Origin of the sequence: Yersinia sp. Marseille-Q3913, from assembly GCF_963892745.1 — a bacterium.
In the GTDB taxonomy this organism is placed as follows: Bacteria; Pseudomonadota; Gammaproteobacteria; order Enterobacterales; family Enterobacteriaceae; genus Yersinia; species Yersinia bercovieri.
This window is the reverse complement of the sequence record NZ_CAWQAF010000013.1, coordinates 1-19,329: the sequence shown is the minus strand read 5'-3', so window position 1 is coordinate 19,329 and position 19,329 is coordinate 1. Positions and strand designations below refer to the sequence as shown.

The following is a 19,329-nucleotide window of genomic DNA, read 5'->3' as shown; positions in this document are numbered from 1 at the left end:
GCCCTGAATTGTGCCGCCTCTATTCAAAAATAAGCACAGAAATGTTGCACTAAACTGGTGATTTCTACTTGTGTCCTGCACTGTCGCAAGTAACATAGCAACATCCCCATTTTCTTGGGTTGTTAACTATTTCTATATCAAAACTATTAAAGAGAGAAATCTATGAGCGTAGTGCCTGTAGTCGACGTACTGCAAGGCCGTGCTGCGGTTGACAGTGAAGTCACCGTACGCGGTTGGGTGCGTACCCGGAGAGATTCTAAAGCGGGTATCTCCTTCGTTGCCGTTTATGACGGTTCCTGCTTTGACCCGTTACAGGCCGTCGTGAATAATACTTTGCCTAATTATCAGGATGAAGTGCTGCATCTGACTACCGGTTGTTCAGTTGAAGTCACCGGGACAGTGGTTGCCTCACCAGGTGAAGGCCAGAGTTTTGAAATTCAAGCCACGGCAATCAAAGTAGTGGGTTGGGTTGATGACCCCGATACCTACCCGATGGCCGCAAAACGTCACAGTATCGAATATTTGCGTGAAGTCGCTCACTTGCGACCGCGCACTAACCTGATTGGTGCTGTGGCACGTGTTCGCCATACCCTGGCGCAGGCGATCCACCGTTTCTTTGATGAAAATGGCTATTTCTGGGTTTCTACCCCACTGATCACCGCTTCAGATACCGAAGGTGCCGGTGAAATGTTCCGTGTCTCCACCTTAGATCTGGAAAATCTGCCGCGCACTGATACCGGTGCGGTTGATTTCAGCGAGGATTTCTTCGGTAAAGAGGCCTTCCTGACTGTATCTGGTCAGCTAAATGGTGAAACCTACGCCAGTGCGTTATCTAAAGTTTACACTTTCGGCCCAACTTTCCGTGCTGAAAACTCCAATACCAGTCGTCATTTGGCTGAATTCTGGATGGTAGAGCCAGAGGTTGCCTTTGCCTCACTGGATGATGTCGCCGGTTTGGCCGAGAAAATGTTGAAATACGTTTTCCAGGCGGTACTGAACGAACGTGCTGATGATATGAAGTTCTTCGCTGAGCGGGTAGATAAAGATGCTTTAGATCGCTTGCAACGCTTTGTTACCTCTGATTTTGCTCAGGTTAACTACACCGATGCTATCGAAATCCTAAAAGCATCAGGTCAGAAGTTTGAGAATGACGTCTCTTGGGGCATTGATTTGTCTTCTGAACATGAGCGCTATTTGGCTGAGAAGCACTTTAAAGCGCCGGTAGTGGTCAAAAACTATCCGAAAGACATTAAAGCTTTCTATATGCGCATGAACGAAGATGGCAAAACTGTTGCGGCGATGGATGTATTGGCGCCGGGAATTGGTGAAATCATCGGGGGTTCACAACGTGAAGAGCGCTTAGATGTGTTGGACGCGCGTCTGGAAGAGATGGGCCTCAATAAAGAAGATTATTGGTGGTATCGTGATCTGCGTCGCTACGGCACTGTACCGCATTCAGGATTTGGCCTTGGATTTGAGCGTTTGATCTCCTATGTAACTGGGGTCCAGAACGTTCGGGATGTCATTCCATTCCCACGTACACCGAGAAATGCCAGCTTCTAAGTTCGTTATTTCGAAAAAAAATGTTTATTTGTATAAATAAAAGCCAGCTCAGCTGGCTTTTGTCATTTTTTAAAGTTAGATCTAAGTCACAAAGTTCCCTTAAATATACATTTAGTAACACATTGTATCCCACTGAAACATATTCAGGTAATTGGTAGCATTTTCGGTCTGGATTATAAGGCCTGTGAATGGAACACTGCGTTCAGACACAGACGACACCAAACTCTCAACAATAGTTCCAAAAAAATTATTGGCGGCAGTGGCAGGTGTCCGAATAAAACCAATGAGGGTAATAATAATGATGAAGCGCAATATTCTTGCAGTAGTAATCCCAGCATTGTTAGCAGCTGGCGCAGCTAATGCAGCAGAAATCTACAACAAAGACGGCAACAAACTTGACCTGTACGGTAAAGTTGACGCGCGTCACCAGTTCTCTGATGCCAAAGGCGAAGACGGTGACAAAACTTATGTTCGTTTCGGCTTCAAAGGTGAAACCCAAATTACTAGCCAACTGACCGGTTACGGCCAGTGGGAATATAACATTCAGGCTAACAACGCTGAAGCTCAAGAAGGCAAAGGCAACAAAACCCGTCTGGGCTTTGCTGGTCTGAAATTTGCTGAGTTCGGTTCATTCGACTACGGCCGTAACTACGGCGTAATCTATGACGTTAACGCATGGACCGACATGCTGCCAGTGTTTGGTGGTGATTCAATCTCCAACTCTGACAACTATATGACTGGCCGTTCTACTGGTCTGGCAACTTACCGTAACACCAACTTCTTCGGTCTGGTTGATGGTCTGAACTTTGCTCTGCAATATCAAGGCAAAAACGAAACTGGTCGTGATGGCTTCCTGACTACTCAGAACGGTGACGGTTTCGGTATCTCTTCTACTTATGATATCGGTTACGGCGTGAACTTCGGTGCTGGTTTCTCTTCTGCAAACCGTACAGCTGATCAGAAAAGTGCCCACCTGACTAGTGCAACAGTTGCTGAAGGCGATAAAGCTCAGGCATGGAACGTTGGTGCTAAATACGACGCTAACAACGTATACTTGGCTGTAATGTATGCTGAAACTCAAAACATGACTCCATTTGGTAATGATTCTATTGCTAACAAGACTCGTGACATTGAAATCACCGCACAATACCAGTTCGACTTCGGTCTGCGTCCATCACTGGGTTATGTTCAGTCCAAAGGTAAGGACCTGAACAACAACACAGATGACAACCATGATCTGTTGAAATATGTTTCTGTTGGTACTTACTACGCATTCAACAAAAACATGACCACCTATGTTGATTACAAAATCAACTTGCTGGATAAAGACAACTTCACCGATGCTAACGGTTTGATGACAGACGACGTTGTTGGTGTTGGCTTGGTTTACCAGTTCTAAGTCAAACTTAACCAGGCAGTTTATCTGCTGACATAAGTTGAAAAAAGGCAGGGCTTCGGCTCTGCCTTTTTGTTTCTATCCTTAGACAACATAGGGATATTCCGCTGTCAATGGCTCTATTGTGCCGATTTTTCACCCTGAATCCCCCCGCCTCACAACATTCATTTCTTTTTATCGCAAACGGTTGGCAAAGGTTGCAACTGGCGTTACCCTGATGGTTCTGTTTGCTTAACGCTAAGCCATGGAAGCCTCTGACATGTTTGAAAAAATCACTGCTGCACCTGCGGACCCTATTCTGGGTCTGACCGATATTTTCCGCGCGGATGACCGCCCTAATAAAATCAACCTGGGGATCGGCGTCTACAAAGACGAAACCGGTAAAACGCCAGTGCTCACTAGCGTGAAGAAAGCTGAGCAGTATTTGCTGGAAAATGAAGTTACCAAAAACTATCTGGATATTGGCGGCCTACCCGCTTTCGCCAGTTGCACTCAGGAACTGTTATTCGGTAGCCAGAGCGCCATTATCGCCGATAAGCGTGCGCGTACCGCTCAAACCCCTGGTGGAACTGGCGGGTTACGTATCGCTGCTGATTTTATCGCCCACCAAACCAGCGCCAAACGTGTCTGGGTCAGTAATCCAAGCTGGCCGAACCATAAAAATATCTTCGCTGCTGCCGGGTTGGAAGTGGTTGAATATGCTTATTATGACGCAGCGAACCATGCGCTGGACTTCGATGGGCTATTAAATAGCCTATCAGAAGCTCAGGCTGGTGACGTCGTGCTGTTCCATGGCTGCTGCCATAACCCAACCGGTATCGATCCAACTGAAGCCCAGTGGAGCCAACTGGCTGAATTGTCAGTAGCTAAAGGTTGGTTGCCACTATTTGACTTCGCCTATCAGGGCTTTGCCAAAGGGCTGGAAGAAGATGCCCAGGGCCTGCGAATTTTCGCCGCGACACATCAAGAGTTGATTGTTTGCAGCTCTTATTCAAAAAACTTTGGCCTGTACAACGAGCGTGTTGGGGCTTGCACTGTCGTTGCAGCAAGCAGCGATGTAGCTGATATTGCGTTCAGTCAGGTTAAAGCGGTTATCCGTGCTAACTACTCTAACCCACCAGCGCATGGTGCCTCTGTGGTTGCCACAATTTTGGGCACCCCAGCACTGCGCGCGATTTGGGAACAAGAACTGACCGATATGCGCCAGCGTATCCACCGTATGCGTCAGTTGTTTGTGAATACGTTGCAGGAAAAAGGCGCGAAACAAGATTTCAGCTTTATCATTAACCAGAATGGCATGTTCTCGTTCAGTGGCCTGACCAAAGAACAAGTTCTACGCCTGCGCAATGAGTTTGCTGTTTACGCAGTTAACTCTGGTCGAGTCAACGTGGCCGGTATGACACCGGACAACATGGCTCCGCTGTGTGAAGCTATCGTCGCTGTGCTCTAATTAGTGCTCTATGACTGACCGTAGAAAGGGTGCCTTTGCAGGTACCCTTTTATTTTGCTCAATATGTCTGATCAAACCGCTCTTAATGGAACATATATTTAGCAAATTCGCTCATTGGCATAGGCCGCCCAAACATATAGCCTTGCAGGTAATCAACATTGTGGGCCTGCAAATAGCGCATCTGTGTGTCGTTTTCGACCCCCTCGGCAATCGTCTGTAACCCTAGTCTAGTCGCCAAATCAATAACGTTCTCCACAATGTGGCTCGAGAGCGCATCTGAACCAATCATGCCGACAAAACTTTGGTCTATCTTCAAGAAATCAACTTTAAACTGCTGTAAATAACTCAGACTTGAATGCCCAGTGCCAAAGTCGTCGATAGCAATAAAGACACCAAGAGCATGGAGTTCTGCGAATAATCGGTCAGTCATCTCATCTGCAACAATCAATTTGCGCTCGGTTAATTCCAGCGTAATATTAATTTTATTGCCGCCAAAAGCCTGAATGAAATTACGGCAGTCATCTAATAGGCTCAAATCACGGCAATGGTTGGCGCTAATATTAAAGCCAAAATGGAAACCTTCCGGTAATTGATTTACATAAGGGGCAAATCTTGCACTCACCTGCTGCATAATAGAACGAGTCATTGGCACAATCAGTTCGCTGTCCTCGGCCATCGGAATAAATTGATTTGGTTGAATCATCCCCTGCCTAGGGTGCCGCCAGCGCATTAATACTTCACAACCAATCCAATATTTCTCTTTACCTGAAACAATGGGCTGCATATAAGGAATAAACTCGCGATTTTCTAGTGCCTGTTTTAATACCTGTGTGGGTGATGCAGCTCTGCCCGATAACCAGAAAACAAGTACAGCTGACCCAATACTCATTAAGATGAAAAATATCAGGCTGCCTTGAGTATATTGCCAAACGTAGGCCAAATATTGCTGATTAGAAAGTGTCGTGCTTAACGAATAAGCAAACTTATCTGACGCCAAATAGAGTAATTCACCCGAGTCCTGAGGGTAACCAGCATATACTGCACCTGCCGCGTCCATCCACTGATCACCAACTCTCAGTTGCACCTGAATATCACCACTCAGCAGATTAAGGATACTACGCAGGTAATAGCCATCGACGGCAACCAAAATACTGTAATCACCTCGCTCCTGCCGGTACACCATTAAAGCGCGGTCAGGTGTAACATCATTACCCGACATTAACTCGAGTTGCCCATTAACAAATACACTTAAATCAAAGGGGGTCGAAAGCGGGCCGTATATTGAGGAGCAATAAATGGTCGAACCCTTAGCAAAAGAGACAGAGCGAACATCTGGCACCATGACGACTTGATCCCGTAAGTTCTGTACAACTTGCAAGCAAGGTTTTCCCAGTCCGGTTTCGACCTGGATAGCGGCATGTTGCAAGTTATTAAATATCTGATCGAAGCGCACCCTACCTTGTAATAGTTTGGTTTCTGCATCCTGATGCATATTTGCTTTGGTTTGGCCATAAATCACAACGGCACCCAGCAATAGAAACAGTAAAAATACCATGCAAGAAAAACCAAGCCGGGACAGGAACTTATTCAGTCTGAAACGACGAAATGGCATAGTGGATCCCATTGGAAGACGCCCGTATTATGACGAACTTAAAACGGCAGTATGATCGTGCCGCGTCAATATCAATTATTGCTAGTTAGTGGCTGCTATCTGGACATTATGCCCCGTTAATATCGTAAAGATGGTGCTCATCTAATGGATATCATTATTATGATAACAGCACAAATAAATAGCCGATGATTGGCTCACAAAGCACATTGTTTGCTTATTAAATATAATGCAAAAAAGCACCTAATGGTGCCTTCCTTGTGGTTGCGTACTTTTATAACGCGACTAAATGATTGTCATCACCAAATAGCAGGTTCTTCACGTATAAATGGATTGGTCTGCCGCTCATGTCCTAGTGTAGACATTGGGCCATGGCCGGGGATAAAGGTCATATCATCGCCCAATGGCAGCAATTTAGTCCGAATGGAGTTGATCAGTTGCTGGTGATCACCACGCGGAAAATCACTGCGCCCAACCCCGCCATTAAAGATAACATCACCCACTAGCGCCAAGAGACCTTGCTGATCAATGAAGACAATATGCCCCGGCGTATGACCAGGGCAATGCAGGACTGACAACTCTATTTCGCCGACGGTGACTTTATCACCCTCTTCCAGCCAACGAGTTGGGGTAAAAGTTTCACACTCATCTAGCCCAAACATTCGGCTCTGGGCGGGTAACCCTTCCAACCAAAAAATATCTTCTTTCTCAGGGCCATAGATAGGGATATCAAAATGTGCAGCTAACTCAGCAGCTGCTCCTACATGGTCCAGATGGCCGTGAGTCAGCAAAATCTGGTTCACGTTGACCCCTTGGCGTGCCACTTCAGCAATGATTTTGTCTGCATCACCGCCGGGATCGACCAATGCAGCCTGCCCCGTTGCTTCGCACCAGATTAAGGTGCAGTTCTGGCTAAAGGCCGTCACTGGAATAATTTGATATTTCATAAGCTCCACCCCCAATGCAACGTTCAATGCATTGGCATAAAAATTCGCGTTACCAGGTTCTGGTCGGCCCAGTATCAATATGCACAAAGTTACTGCGAGGGTAATATCCTACACCACCTGCGCGCATTTTTAATGCCGCTTTGCGGATATTGCTCAGTTGAATGCCTTCAATATGAAAATCCATCGCTTTTCCTTGGGTGTGGAAGCTGTGCTTAGCCACACCTCGGCTGCGTTCACGCAGTTCATTATTGGTATCAAGGGAGCGGTAACCGGAAATAAGCTGCACCGGTTTAGTTGTACCGAGAAGACCTTGTAGGCGATATAGCTGATCAAACAGGCGTGGGTCGATGGTTTTTACTTTATTGGCCCGATAATCGCGGAATAGATGATTTAAGCGGGAGAGTTCGTCTTTGTTATAGCTCCGACCATCAAAAAACTCTGCTTTTATGGACTCGCCTGTATTCAAATTATTCAGGGTCAAGATACGTGGGCGAGGAGTTGAAAGCGTAGCGAATGCTTGCACCGGTAGTAGCGACATACCCAGCGCCACCCCGCCTAATGTTAGCCACTTGCGGCGATAATTATCAATTTTATCCATGATCTCTGTTAATACCCGGCAATAATGTCAAAAGAAAGCACTAAATGTGCCGCTCCGAACCATAACCGTCTATGGAAAACCAGTCAACCCGCATTCGGCCCGCATTCACTGTGCGTTGATGTCCGGTTAAAGGGAGCCTTGGTTTAGGCCCCCCGACGATAACCCGATATTAAGACCATTAGTTATTGAGTTTTACTGCATTTATTGCAGCAAAAGTTCAGCTTGCGGTGAGATTTGTGCACCGGATCTCACCGTTTTATCATAATTGTAAATATCTGTTCTAAATTGTGGCTTACCGTCATCAGCAACCCATGCCGTTAGGTAATACAATTGCACCGGAACACGTTGGCGGATGTTGACATAGGTGGTATCGCCCTGCTTCAGGGTCGATGAAACCCGCGTATCATTCCAACCCGCATCCTGCAATAGCATATTGGCTAAATCAGAGGCTTTATTCACCCTCACACAGCCAGAACTTAACGCACGGATATCCTTCTGGAACAGTCCATGGTTCGGCGTATCATGCAAATAAATAGCATCAGAGCTTGGCATATTGAATTTGAATCGCCCTAATGAATTACTGGCACCAGGGGCCTGACGCAAACGATAAGGGAAGTTATTAGGTGAAATCATGCTCCAATCGATCATTGATGGGTCAACGACTTCAGCTTCATTACTCCACCCAGACAGCACGGTATAACCGTGACGTTGGAAATAACCCGCGTCATAGCGTGCTTTTGGCACGATATCCTGGCGTACCAGAGAGGTCGGTACGTTCCACGGTGGATTGACGACCACATTATTTAACGCGCTGCTCATTAGCGGTGTTTTGCGGCTTGGACGGCCAACAATCACTCGGGATGAGAGCACTTCTGCACCATTCTTATAATAATTCAGTGAATAGTTTGGAATGTTAACCATGATGCCGTTATCAACCCGCCCCGGCAAAATACGTAAGCGCTGAATATTTAATGCCAATAAGGTAGCCCGCGTTTGTGGTGAAACATTTAACCACTCGCGGGTACGCGCGCCAATCACCCCATCATCACTCAATCCATGCCACAGCTGAAAACGTTTGACGGCCTCCACTAACTCAGGCGTGTAGACATTGTCGGTAAGTGTAGCGGTAGTCGTTAGCGGTGCGGATGGCGGCGTGAGAGCGCCTCCGGTGACCGGAACATCAGCGACAGGTGCCGCTGATGGGCTGACTACCAGACTGTGCGCCTGAGCGCGGTTCTTCTCTTCATCAACAGAGAGATCATCATTGACTGCGGCAATCGTAGGATTATCAACAGGGATAACCTCTGGGGCTTTTACCGGCGTCGCGGCCACAGGGTGCAACATGCCGGTTCGATCGAGAATTTGACGCAGCACCGGAATATCATCACTGAGCTGCCCCGGTCGTAAGCTCGGGCCATTAGAGAGCTGTGGCCAAGGGCGCCGGTCAGCCAACATCTGTTTCAGCGCTTTGTGCATTTTGTCGTATTGAGGATGCTGAGGGGTCAATGACGCCAGATAAGTCGCGGTGTTCCCCTCTTGTACTGCCTGCTTCCAGCGATTTAGCGCGGTGGCGGGTGGCATCGCCATCTTGTAGGGCACATTGCTATACAACCAAACGCTGCCGTTGGCACTCACACCTGAGATAAAGTGCAAATACCCCAACATGGCATCAGATAAAATAACATCACGGGCCATGCCGGTAATGTCAGGATCACTCAGCCATTTTACCCACTGCATAAATTGCGGTTGAATACCGGAGAGCGCCACTTCAGCCAATTGTTGCTGAAAGCGCTGGGTGGCAACTTTATCCTGCCACATAGGTTGCATCGCATTTCCAGCATATAAAAGTGCCAGATCAGACGCATAAAAAGGCGTGATCGTTTTAGGCAATATTGCTAATAACTGTGAACGGCTTTGTGCCACCGACATATTTGATGTCGCCGGGATAGCCTGACTGCTCGTCGACAACACTGAAGATGAGTCTATTGCGGTGATCGGTGCCGCTGTGGTCAATAGTGGCATCAGGCTACAAATTAAAGCGCAATATAGCGTTAATGCACGTTGTGGACTTCGTTTCCCTATCGACATTCTATGCCCCCGGTATGCTGCTTAGCTAAATACGTCATAGTTTGTCGTTACCCTTCTTCCTTGGCATTGCAGTGGTGTTAGCTGCACTCTCTCACCCGAATTACTGACGTCACTACGGTATTCGTCGCTCTCTCAAAATTTTGGGCATTAATATGATTATACAAACTGAAATGCCCTTGTGAGTAGCCAACGCTATAATTTTAACCATTACATTACGCTAACAGATTTTCTGCACTTATAAAATATCACCCGAAGATGTGGCAGAAATAAAAATAGCCGTTTTTACGCGGCTATTTAATAGGATTAATTATTGTTGCGTTTTATGTGAGTAATAATTAACCGCCATGCAGTGGCTCAACAGGCAATGTCGGTATTTCATTCGCAAAGCCACGTAAACCAACCACATGTACATGCTCATGATTTTGGAAGACTTTTCGAACCAGCTTATAGGTTGTCCCTTTTTCTGGGCTGATATTTTCTGGTGCCGCAATAATTAATTGCATTTCCAATCGCTCACACAACTCAAATAATGTCGCGATAGATTTCGCATCCAGACGCGCCGCTTCATCAAGGAACAGCAAACGACAAGGAGAAATATCTTTACCACGTAAACGGCGTGATTCTTCTTCCCAGCTCTGCACCACCATCACCAGAATAGACATACCGGTCCCGATAGCTTCACCGGTTGATAATGCACCACTCTCTGCACGTAACCAACCATCCGCACCACGGTAAACTTCGACCTCCAGCTCCAGATAGTTACGGTAATCCAGCAACTCCTCACCAATGGTCTGTGGCAGCCGCTGCCCCATATCCATCTGTGGGTTCAGGCGCTGATACAGTTTTGCCAGCGCTTCCGAGAAGGTCAGACGGTTGCTGTTGAACAGATCCTGATGCTGCTCTTGCTGCTCGGACAGGACATCGAGCAAGGTAGAGTGAGCTTCACGCACATTAACATTCAGCCGCACACTCTTCACCTGACCAAATGAGACCGCTTGTAAACCCTGGTTCAGCATACGAATACGGTTCTGTTCGCGCTGAATGGTTTTACGGATGATATTTGCCACACTTTTAGAACTGATGGCTAATTTCTGCTCACGCGCCGTCAGCTCTTCCGTCAAGCGGCCCAGCTCAATCTCCATTTGCTCAATGGCTTCGACGGGATCATCAGTACGGATAATATCCTGACGAATGCGCTCACGCAGATGTTGATACACCGCGATATAGAACTGGATTTTACGTTCAGGCCGTTTTGGATCTTCTGACAAACGCAGCACGTCACGTAGATGTTCGTTATCGGCAACCGCCAGACGCAATGCCCCCAGCGCCTTATCCGACATTGACCGCAGCTCGTCACCATCCATATAGGCGAGTTCACGGCGATGCAAGCGGCGCTCAACGCCATTATCTTTCACCATCCGCATCACCGCACACCAACCCGCTTTGGCATTGACCACTTGCTCGCGAATCTGATAATAATCGCGCTCCAGCTTGCGCAGTTTCTTCTGCAAGCTGTCCATCTCGGCTTCACAGAAGGTGATCTGTTTCTCCAACTGATTACGTCGCGAGCGGTTAGTGCTCAGTGCGGCATGCAACTCATCTCGGCGGGTGCGGGCGCGAGCTTCTGCATCCGCATCGGCCTGAACACCAATATCCACCAGCTCCTGACTCAGCTCTTTCAGCATCTCACGCTTGGCGTCGTAAGAACTTTTTAGCGAAGCCAAAACTTGGTTGTACTGGGTAAACTGCGCCTGATATTGGCGTAACTGCTCACGAGCACGGGTACGTTCCGCTTCAGCCTGTTCTAAGCGCTGACGCAACTTATCGTTAAGATCCGAGTTTTCCGTCAACATGCCCGCAGAGTCGGTATAGCTAAAGTGCGTACGCCGTTGAACCACCTCGGTCAGGGCGAAAGCTTGCTGCTTCGCCTGGCGCTGGCTGTTCTGGGCCAAAGCATAGTTTTCCTGCAACTGCTCGTGCTGCTGCGGGTCACTTTGCAACACCGCCAACAGCGGTTCAAGTTTGGTCAGAGCCGCGCCATGTTTTTGGATATGACGGGCCGCTTCCTGTGCTTCTGCCAACTCTTCGGCTATCTCTTCAACCCTATCGGTCAAGGTATCATCCAGTAGCAGTGAAACCAGTGGAATCAATCGGTTAAGGGCCGAGATCCCCTCTTTGGCTTGTGCAAACTGCTGGCGCTGCTGCTGGTTTTGATCTTCATGTGCATTCAGTGCGCGTTCGATTTCACCGCGACGGGTATTCAGCAAACGAATTTCAGCTTCCGGATCGGCATCAAACGCCACCGCCAGATGGGAACCAATAAAGCGGCTGAATGCCTGATGTAAACGCTGCGTTTTTTGCACATCAAATGACAAGGTGGCGTAGCGCTCAGCCAAACTGTCGCGCTCTTGATACAGCGCTTCCAACCGATTTTCACGGGCGGCGCGACCAAATAGCGGCACTTCTGGGTAACGAGAGTAGCGCCACTGGCGATCAGCGATTTTCACCACCACCGCTTTGTCATGCTCTTCGACAGCAAATACGCTGTCATCAAATGACTGCGGGTCCCCTTCGATGAGATAGAGATCTTCCGGGCACTCTTCCAGACCGATCAGTTGATCGCGCACCAATGATAAATCCGGTACCACGATACCGTGGCGTGATGGGCCATAAAGCGCGGAGAAGTAAGGGGCGTCGTCGAGAGTGACGTCGTCATAAATCTCGGATAACAGCACACCACCAAAACGCTCGGCCAGCGCAATCATACGCGCATCTTCAGCGCCACTCGGCTGGCTCAACCGCTCGATTTGCGCATCAATCGCCCGCTTACTTGCCGCCACTTCATCACGCTCAACCGTGGTCTCGCGCTCACGCTCCAGTAACTGTTGCATGTGTTCAGTGACTTGACGGCTATCTTCCAGTGCCTCGCCGCTCTGCTCGCTGAGTTGGCTCAGGGCATCTTGTGCTGCCAGCCAAACCGGGGCGCGTGCGGTCAACTCCTGAATTTTTAGCTTCAGTTGCTCCAGTTCCTGACGCATCTCCATGCGCCGTTCACCGGCATCACTGACACTCAGGGAGAGCTCTTCAACCTGCGACTCCAGCTCGCGCTGCAACTCTTCCAGCTCTTCTGGCTGATAAACCTGCCCTTGACGTTTGCAGAACTCCTGCAACAAGCGCTCGGCGTCCTGCTGGGCGCGTAAGCGCTGCTCCAATTCGGACAAGCGCATACGCAATGGCTGCACCCTTTCAGCCAAATGTTGCTGAGATGGCCAGTCGCGGAGTAGTTCACGGGCGGTTTGCCAGGCTTCACTGCGGCTGACCTGACCGGCAATGTTCACCACCAGTTGATACGCCTGCTCAAATTGGCTGTGAGCGGCATCAGCAACGCTCAGTTTTTGCTCAAGTTGCAGCAAGGATTCGGTCGCTTCCTGCTCTTTGGCCTGGAAGGTTTCCAGCCACTCTTCGGCATTATCCGCTGTTAACTCAGGGAGTTGGCACAGCACGCGCGCGCGTTCCAGTGCTTGCAGCGCTTGCTGGTATTGGATGGCACGGGTCTGCTGAACGTCCAGTGCTTGCTGGTAATCGGCCAACTGACTTTTCAGCTCATCCACTTCCAGCTCGGCGGCTTCGGCGCGGGCTTCGTTATCGGCCTGCTGCTCGCCAGCCTCGCCGACGACCTCACTTTGTTCTTCCAACCGATAGGTCAGCTCTTCCAAATCGCCCTGATAACGTTCGATTTTTTCCTGCTGGCGCATCGCGGTTTGCACCAAACTCAGGTGATCACTGGCCGCCTGATAGTCAGTCTCGAGATCCGATTCTGCACCACTTTGCTCGGCTAACTCGCGGGACATCTCCACATGGCGATACTGCTCAGTCACCAGTTGTTTGCGGCTGGCGAGTAGGTCACGGCGCAAGACCAGCGCCCCATCGAGGTGAATGCGCCGCTCATTGGCATGGCGCATATAGTCGGCGGCAACGTAGGAGGTTGCCTCTGAGATCAGATGCTTAAACAGGTCGCGGTCAGACTGAGTCACGCGAATAGCTTCCAGCGTCATCCGGTTCTCACGCAGCGCGGCTTCCATGTCTTGGAAGGCTTTACGCACCCCGCTGTTTTCTGGCAATAAGTAATCGCGCAGTGAGCGGGTGATGGCGCTGGAGATACCGCCGTACAAGGAGGCTTCAATCAAACGATAGAATTTGCTGCGGTCAGCAGAAGAGCGCAAGCGCTTGGGGATCACCCCCAAATCGAACATCAGGGAGTGGTAATCAGTGATGGAGTTAAATTGCTTAAACTGCACCCCTTCCATCTCTTCGACGCGCTCTTTTAGCTCTGGTAATGAGAGTACACGTGCCTGACGCTCGCCCACCACTTCGGTCAGGATCTGCGTTGGCTGGATAGCGGTCGGCAGCCCCTGAATGGTGAAGGGCTTGATATCAACTTTACGGTCACGCCCTGCGACTTGTTGTAAGCGCACACCAACCACTATCCGCTGATGGCGAGAGTTGACGACATCCAGGGTTGAATAACAGACCCCGGCGCGCAACTTACCGTGTAAGCCTTTATCGCGGGAACCACTGGTGGCACCGGCTTCGGTGGTGTTACGAAAGTGCAGCAGCGTCAGGTCAGGAATCAATGCGGTGACAAAAGCGGCCATGGCGGTCGATTTACCGGCCCCATTACCGCCAGATAACGTGGTGACTAATTCATCAAGATCGAATGTTCGGGCAAAGAAACCGTTCCAGTTAACCAAGGTCAGTGAGCGAAATTTACCGCGTTCAATCATTCCTGTTCATCCTCTGCACTGTCCGTTGTATTGCCCATGGTGATATCAGTTTCATCGCTTTCATCATGGAGTGACAGACTGTTTTCCACCGCCATGGCCTCGCCATCACGGATCATGCGTAACTGGGCTTCACGTGGGTCATCGCCGCTGCGCACATCAGCACCAAAGCGGAACACCGCCTCAGTGATACGAAACTTGCTGCTGTCATTGCCCATAAAGTAGATCATGCCCAGCCGACGCAGTCGGTTAAGGGACGTTCGTACTTTTTCCTGCAATTTCTGCTTATCCAGATCCGAGCCGGTCGAGCGCTGGTTAACAAACTTCAGCAATTTGCTCTCATCGGCCAGACTCAATAGCTCTTCGTACAACTCTTGCTGCGCAAAGATCCCCTCATGGGCCAGACGTTCTGGGCTGAGATAGAGATAACACAGGATCTTACCCACCATCATATCCAGCTCAGATAGCACCGAGCGCGGAATAAGGGTGGTAGAGCGGGGACGCAGATAGAAGAAACCTTCTGGTGCGCGGATTAACTCCACGTTATAGCGGGTATAGAACTCTTCCAGTTGCTCCTGAAAATCCATCAGAAAAGCATGGTTATCCAGCTCATCAATGCCAATATGACGACCCGCACGCAACTGGCTATCCAGCGCGGGGAACAGTGAGTTGGCTAATGCCTGAGCCAGCTTAACTGGCATTACTACTTCAATATTTGTTGATGACATGTGCCTGCACCTTGGCTCCGTAATCATTGATTGCCAGCCATTCGGCAGGTAACCCTGAGAAATCGGCTTCGGCCACACCAAGGCGAACTGCCTGGTCGACCAGGATACGAGCCACGTCGAAATGACGAGCACGCGGATATTGCGCGAGGTAGTCGCGCATCACTTCCCCCAAATTGAGCGGCATTTTTTGCTGCTGATACACCAGCAACGCCTGCTCAATCATGGCGGCTAACTGCTCACGGATCTCATTGAACTCTTCAAACTCCAGATCCGGCGGCAGCTCCCCTGTAACCTCTTCGCTGCGTAACGTCAGCTCTTCATCACGCATATCCAGCAAGCGATCCGCGTTGGCGTAGGTGAGGGCCCAAGGGCTATCAAAATAGTTCTGTACCGATTGGCGCAGTCGTTGGGCGAATACCCGATTTTTATCCATATCAATCGCAGTACGGATAAACTTGTGCACGTGGCGGTCATAACCGATCCACAGGTCAATCGCCTGTTGACCCCAACTGATAATACGGTCAAGTTTACTTTGCAGATCAAAGACTAACTTATCGACCAAATCCAACCCGGCATTGCCGATGGTGGCTTCCTGAATACGCAATAAATTTGCCTGAAGCTTATCACCTGCCGCTTCCAGCGTATCTTGCAACTCACGGAGTGTACCTGAGGTTTCTGACAGCAACATTTCGCAACTGGCAATTGCCGCGCGCCAATCCTGATTCAACAGCGCGGCGATATCTTCCTTTACGCTATGTTGCTGTTCGTCCATCAAGCGCTGCGTCATATCAATACTGTCGAAAATTTCAGCCACTGAATATTTTAACGGCGCAAAGACATTGCGGTGCCAGTGGAATTCATCACCGCCCTCTTCTGCCGCTTCTGCCGCCCGCAGTAGCTCTTGCGCCACGATGGACAGCTGCATTGACAGCCGCAGAGTAGAGAATTCGCGCTGACGAATATAATAATCGGTGATACCAATGCCCAATGGCGTCAGACGGTAAATAGCATTGCCGTCAGCCATTTCACTGGTAAATCGGTTCAGTAACCGCTGGCGCACCATGTCATTGATGGCATTATTGGCCCGCACCGCCACAGTTTCGGAGGTCTGTTCAAAACCTTTGCTGACGTGACGAAATGCATCGATCAACTCCCCTTCGCTCATTTCACCGTCCAGCCGCTCACCATTTAAAGTGGCGATAGCCATAAGAAAGGCCAGACGCTCCGTTGGCAGAGTAATCGAAAAATCATTTTTTCGCGCCCAGGCGACCAGTTCGGGTACTGTCTGGGAAAATTCACTCATAATGGGTCCTTCAGATTCGGCTTAAACGCCATAACATGCACGTAGCGCCCCAAGCTGATAAAGGGCTCCTGCCGGCAATAGCGCTGTTCCAACGCCAATAATTCAGCAAACTCATCGACTTGTTGCTGTTTATTTTTCATGTAATCGTGAAACACCCGGACTCCCGTCTTGCCGCTAATGGATAAACCCATTTGCTCAAGCCAACCATATACCGTCGGCGGATCTAAAGGGTATTGCGGTGACAGCGAGCGCTGCCGACGCCTTTTTAGACCCGGGATCGCCAACTGAAAATTACCTAATACTGCATTGCGCATTACCAACCCATTGGCATTGAAAAACATCAATGAGAGCGCGCCACCTGGCTTTAACGCATTAGAAAGTATTTGCAGAACTTCTTGTGGCTCTGCAATCCATTCTAAAACCGCATGGAACAATATCAGATCAACCGGCTGTTCTAAATGTTGGGTGATATCTTGAGCCGCACTTTGTACAAATTGCATGTTGTGGCTCACACCTTTTTCCTGAGCTGCGGCTTTGGCGCGCTGGATCATCTCAGCCGAGAGGTCACATAATAGAACCTGATGACCTAATGCCGCCAGTTGGCAAGCCATATGCCCTTCGCCGCCTCCGGCATCTAAAATCCGTAGCGGCCATTGCGGCAACTGCGCTAACAACTCGGTAATATCTTGCCAAACCACCGCCTGACGAATCATTCCCTTCGTCGTACCGTAGATATTGCGGGAGAATTTTTCAGCAATATCATCGAAATTACGATCCTGCATGGACAACTGCTCCGCCAATGACTTTAGGTATATCTATAACTATTGATTTACAGCGTTGATAGAGACGAGTAAATCGATAGTCACAGTAAAAAGAGTGCCTTCCAACCTGCTATTTTGGCACAGCCTGACTTAGAATAAATCTTCTTGACCAGTAATCCTCATCAAATGTCGTTTTTTCAGTCAAAAGGTCCCTATTTTTATGCTTTTTACCTTAAAAAAATTTGTTGGCGGCTTATTAATGCCACTGCCTTTTCTACTTCTGATTATGGGACTGGCATTAATCTTATTGTGGTTCACTCGCTGGCAGAAAAGTGGCAAAACACTTTTTACATTGAGTTGGCTGCTATTATTGCTTATTAGCCTACAACCTGTCGCGGATCGCCTGCTATTGCCACTGGAAAAACAGTACGCCACTTATCAGGGAAACGACCCGGTAGATTACATTGTTGTCCTTGGTGGCGGCTACACGTTTAATCCGAATTGGCCACCCAGTGCCAATTTATTTGCGAATAGTTTGCCAAGAGTCACTGAGGGAGTCAGGCTTTATCGCGCCCATCCTCATGCGAAAATGGTGTTTACTGGCGGCAGTGCGCCCAACAATCAAAGCAGCGCGAAAACTGCAGCACAGGTGGCAGAAAGTTTAGGTGTCCCGGCGACAGATATTGTGACGTTAGAGCAACCGAAAGATACTGTCGAAGAGGCGGCGGCGGTGGCTACCTTGGTGGGGGATAAACCGTTTTTACTGGTGACCTCCGCCAGCCATCTACCACGTGCAATTAAGTTTTTTACCGCCATTGGGTTGCACCCTATCCCAGCTCCAGCTAATCAGTTGGCCATTACCACGCCATTGCATAGCTGGGAACGCACCATTCCGGCGGCACTCTATTTGGGTCATACCGAGCGCGCCTGGTATGAGACGATGGGACTAATGTGGCAAAAATTAAGTGGCGATAAGGGTGATGAAAATAGCAGCAGTGCTCAAGACCGCTAATTTAGCCAAGGTAAAAGTTGTCGCGCTGCGTTATCAAACAGAGCGCGATCTAAGCTGCCGGTATGAATAAAGCGCGAGACGAGTTCCCAAAGCGTATAGAGCCAACGGCGGGCAACGAAGGATTCAGATACGGGGGCTTTACTGAGGTAGCGGTAGAGCAGTTGGCTCGGCATCCCCTCTTCGCTAAGGCGGAATAAGTCATACTCACGTGGCGCCCACAACATCGGGCCGGGGTTGAGCATCGCCAGCAACTGGTCACTGCGCGCATCTTTGAGCATACTGCGCAGAGTAAGATTGCCGTGAACCAGCACCGAGCTGTCGTCAAAATCGGCAAAAAGTGACCTCAGTGAGGCTCTGGCACGATAAAGTATCGCGCGGTCCTCTAAACTCATTAGCGGCGAGTTCATATTCGACAAACTGGCCCACAGCACTTCAACTCGCTGCTGATACCAACTGAACCAATCATTTTCCTGCGTGCTATCTACATTGCCGACACAGCCATGGCTATCAATCCGATGCCACGCCAACACACCTTCAACGATTTGATCCATCAAGGCACTCCAGCGGTCGCCGGTCCGCGTCGGTGCTTCTACCGAAACGCCACGTAGACGTTCCATCAGCAGAATTTCTTTATAGGGCGATTGATGGGTCATGACTAAGCCGTACACCGTCGGCAAACGGATATCCCCCTCCCGGGCCAACATTGACAACTTATAGGCCTCTTGCTGGGCAATCCCCTGACAAACATAGCTTTTCGCCAATAATGGGATAGCCTGCCCCTGCTGATTATACATTGCATACAGATGGGCATAGGGCTGATCGCTGATGCGTTCAAGGCGGGTAACTGACTCCCCAAGCACGACACTCAATTCAGCTTTCAGCTGTTCCATAAGGCTCTATCCAATTATCTGCCAAAATTGATGATTCATAATGGGATGGCGGGCAGGAGATTTCCAGAATGCAGATCAAATAATATCCACAATAAATATAAAATAGCGTAATGCCGGGTAGCACCCATTAAAAAAGCCAGACCCCATCGTGAACTGCACCCCAAATGTTGGACACTCAACAAAGTAAGGTGCAGTTTTTTATG

At 49.2% G+C, this 19,329-nt stretch carries 13 protein-coding genes; 4 read left to right on the top strand and 9 right to left on the bottom strand.

Annotation, left to right across the window (positions count from 1 at the left end; all coding sequences use genetic code 11):
• Positions 1-162: 162 nt before the first annotated feature.
• The 3 genes from asnS (at position 163) to AACW11_RS07395 (ending at position 4,409) form a co-directional block, all read left to right on the top strand.
• Complete coding sequence (asnS, locus tag AACW11_RS07405) at positions 163-1,563, top strand: asparagine--tRNA ligase (RefSeq protein ID WP_004873772.1); 1,401 nt, start codon at positions 163-165, stop codon at positions 1,561-1,563.
• Between the two features lie 301 nt (positions 1,564-1,864).
• The gene (ompF, locus tag AACW11_RS07400) at positions 1,865-2,962 is read left to right on the top strand and encodes a porin OmpF (protein ID WP_212586342.1); all 1,098 of its coding nucleotides are present in this window, start codon (positions 1,865-1,867) and stop codon (positions 2,960-2,962) included.
• Between the two features lie 256 nt (positions 2,963-3,218).
• The gene (locus AACW11_RS07395) at positions 3,219-4,409 is read left to right on the top strand and encodes an amino acid aminotransferase (protein WP_212586301.1); all 1,191 of its coding nucleotides are present in this window, start codon (positions 3,219-3,221) and stop codon (positions 4,407-4,409) included.
• A gap of 82 nt (positions 4,410-4,491) precedes the next feature.
• On the opposite strand, the gene AACW11_RS07390 is transcribed toward AACW11_RS07395, so the two are convergent.
• The 8 genes from AACW11_RS07390 to cmoM form a co-directional block, all read right to left on the bottom strand.
• Complete coding sequence (locus AACW11_RS07390; RefSeq protein WP_212586300.1) at positions 4,492-6,021, bottom strand: EAL domain-containing protein; 1,530 nt, start codon at positions 6,019-6,021, stop codon at positions 4,492-4,494.
• A gap of 296 nt (positions 6,022-6,317) precedes the next feature.
• Positions 6,318-6,965: an MBL fold metallo-hydrolase gene (locus AACW11_RS07385; RefSeq protein WP_212586299.1), complete on the bottom strand. Its 648-nt coding sequence runs from the start codon at positions 6,963-6,965 to the stop codon at positions 6,318-6,320.
• Positions 6,966-7,014: 49 nt separating this feature from the next.
• Positions 7,015-7,563: a YcbK family protein gene (locus tag AACW11_RS07380; protein ID WP_212586298.1), complete on the bottom strand. Its 549-nt coding sequence runs from the start codon at positions 7,561-7,563 to the stop codon at positions 7,015-7,017.
• Between the two features lie 201 nt (positions 7,564-7,764).
• A complete protein-coding gene (gene ldtD, locus AACW11_RS07375) occupies positions 7,765-9,651 on the bottom strand; it encodes a L,D-transpeptidase (RefSeq protein WP_212586297.1) in 1,887 nt (628 codons plus the stop codon).
• Between the two features lie 335 nt (positions 9,652-9,986).
• Complete coding sequence (gene mukB / locus AACW11_RS07370) at positions 9,987-14,435, bottom strand: chromosome partition protein MukB (protein ID WP_212586296.1); 4,449 nt, start codon at positions 14,433-14,435, stop codon at positions 9,987-9,989.
• Positions 14,432-15,160 (bottom strand): chromosome partition protein MukE, encoded by a 729-nt coding sequence (gene mukE, locus AACW11_RS07365; RefSeq protein ID WP_049601407.1) that lies wholly within the window; start codon positions 15,158-15,160, stop codon positions 14,432-14,434. The genes mukB and mukE overlap by 4 nt, the downstream gene beginning before the upstream one ends.
• Entirely contained in the window at positions 15,141-16,463 is a 1,323-nt protein-coding gene (mukF, locus tag AACW11_RS07360) for a chromosome partition protein MukF (protein WP_212586295.1), read from the bottom strand. Before mukF ends, mukE begins: the two co-directional genes overlap by 20 nt.
• Positions 16,460-17,245, bottom strand: a complete 786-nt coding sequence (cmoM, locus tag AACW11_RS07355) for a tRNA uridine 5-oxyacetic acid(34) methyltransferase CmoM (protein ID WP_212586294.1) — start codon at positions 17,243-17,245, stop codon at positions 16,460-16,462. Before cmoM ends, mukF begins: the two co-directional genes overlap by 4 nt.
• Positions 17,246-17,444: 199 nt before the next feature.
• On the opposite strand from cmoM, the gene elyC reads away from it, so the two are divergent.
• Entirely contained in the window at positions 17,445-18,236 is a 792-nt protein-coding gene (elyC, locus tag AACW11_RS07350) for an envelope biogenesis factor ElyC (protein WP_212586293.1), read from the top strand.
• On the opposite strand, the gene AACW11_RS07345 is transcribed toward elyC, so the two are convergent.
• Positions 18,233-19,126, bottom strand: a complete 894-nt coding sequence (locus AACW11_RS07345) for a YcbJ family phosphotransferase (protein WP_212586292.1) — start codon at positions 19,124-19,126, stop codon at positions 18,233-18,235. The two genes, elyC and AACW11_RS07345, sit on opposite strands and share 4 nt — an antisense overlap.
• Between the last annotated feature and the right edge of the window lie 203 nt (positions 19,127-19,329).

Excerpts from the sequence above, each read along its gene's own strand:
- asnS (WP_004873772.1), top strand. The coding sequence starts at position 163 with ATGAGCGTAGTGCCTGTAGTCGACGTACTGCAAGGCCGTGCTGCGGTT.
- mukF (WP_212586295.1), bottom strand. The coding sequence starts at position 16,463 with ATGAGTGAATTTTCCCAGACAGTACCCGAACTGGTCGCCTGGGCGCGA.
- AACW11_RS07385 (WP_212586299.1), bottom strand. The coding sequence starts at position 6,965 with ATGAAATATCAAATTATTCCAGTGACGGCCTTTAGCCAGAACTGCACC.
- AACW11_RS07345 (WP_212586292.1), bottom strand. The coding sequence starts at position 19,126 with ATGGAACAGCTGAAAGCTGAATTGAGTGTCGTGCTTGGGGAGTCAGTT.
- mukE (WP_049601407.1), bottom strand. The coding sequence starts at position 15,160 with ATGTCATCAACAAATATTGAAGTAGTAATGCCAGTTAAGCTGGCTCAG.
- cmoM (WP_212586294.1), bottom strand. The coding sequence starts at position 17,245 with ATGCAGGATCGTAATTTCGATGATATTGCTGAAAAATTCTCCCGCAAT.
- ompF (WP_212586342.1), top strand. The coding sequence starts at position 1,865 with ATGAAGCGCAATATTCTTGCAGTAGTAATCCCAGCATTGTTAGCAGCT.
- elyC (WP_212586293.1), top strand. The coding sequence starts at position 17,445 with ATGCTTTTTACCTTAAAAAAATTTGTTGGCGGCTTATTAATGCCACTG.
- ldtD (WP_212586297.1), bottom strand. The coding sequence starts at position 9,651 with ATGTCGATAGGGAAACGAAGTCCACAACGTGCATTAACGCTATATTGC.
- AACW11_RS07395 (WP_212586301.1), top strand. The coding sequence starts at position 3,219 with ATGTTTGAAAAAATCACTGCTGCACCTGCGGACCCTATTCTGGGTCTG.
- mukB (WP_212586296.1), bottom strand. The coding sequence starts at position 14,435 with ATGATTGAACGCGGTAAATTTCGCTCACTGACCTTGGTTAACTGGAAC.
- AACW11_RS07390 (WP_212586300.1), bottom strand. The coding sequence starts at position 6,021 with ATGCCATTTCGTCGTTTCAGACTGAATAAGTTCCTGTCCCGGCTTGGT.
- AACW11_RS07380 (WP_212586298.1), bottom strand. The coding sequence starts at position 7,563 with ATGGATAAAATTGATAATTATCGCCGCAAGTGGCTAACATTAGGCGGG.